The organism is Mesorhizobium sp. M7A.F.Ca.AU.002.02.1.1 (assembly GCF_003998535.1).
GTDB lineage: Bacteria > Pseudomonadota > Alphaproteobacteria > Rhizobiales > Rhizobiaceae > Mesorhizobium > Mesorhizobium ciceri.
In genome coordinates, this window is record NZ_RZPB01001369.1 from 1 (window position 1) to 743 (window position 743).

At 63.3% G+C, this 743-nt stretch carries 1 protein-coding gene; it reads right to left on the bottom strand.

The window, feature by feature from the left end:
• The coding region (locus tag EN879_RS37790) for a glycosyltransferase (protein WP_348631535.1) at window positions 1–643 on the bottom strand (643 nt) is incomplete at its 3' end.
• Window positions 644–743 lie beyond the last annotated feature (100 nt).

The window sequence follows — 743 nt, forward strand, 5'->3', positions numbered from 1 at the left end:
GGATGTACCTCAGGAGCGTGGCCTCGTCGACATCGCCTGGCATCCACAGGTCAAGACCCATCGCGTCGAGGTGTGGGGCCAGCCTGGCGAGAAGCCCCATGTTCTTATATTCCTGGTCCCGCCTCCCCAAGCAGAGGACATACGGCCTGCTCCGGTCGACGGCCAGAGTTGATCTCGCCGCATCCCACCGGTTCGCATGGTCGCTGCCGTTGTAGGTGACGACGATGTTTTCTTCTGGCGCGATTCCGAACTTGATCAGATGGCTGCGTGAGAGTTGCGAGACGGTCGTGATGCGGGCGGCCTGCCTGCCAAGTGCCGGCAGGATCAAGCGGTGCGCCCAGCGGAATCCTCGCGCGTAGCTCGACGGCATGAGCCTTGTGTGCATGTCATGGATACACGCGATCTGGCGCCTCAGCGCGACGGGAGCGAGATTGCAGAAGCTCAGCAATCCTCCAGGCACATGCCAGGGCAGCTGCGCCTGCACCCAAAATTGCGGCAGTCGCGGCCTGCTGAATTCAGGAACGACCCGGACGGGGATGGCATCGAGGCGCAAAGGTTCCGAAAGCGGACGCGGCACCACGAGATCAATCTCCAGGTCGCGACCGAGCGGATGCCCTTCTGAAATGAGGGCGTCGAGAGCCAAGGTGACCTCGCGGGCGTAACGGGCCACACCGGTTGGCCGAAGCGTCGTGAAGTCTCCATTTATCGTCCAGCGCCGTCTCGGCGCTTCCCGGTCCGCGCAC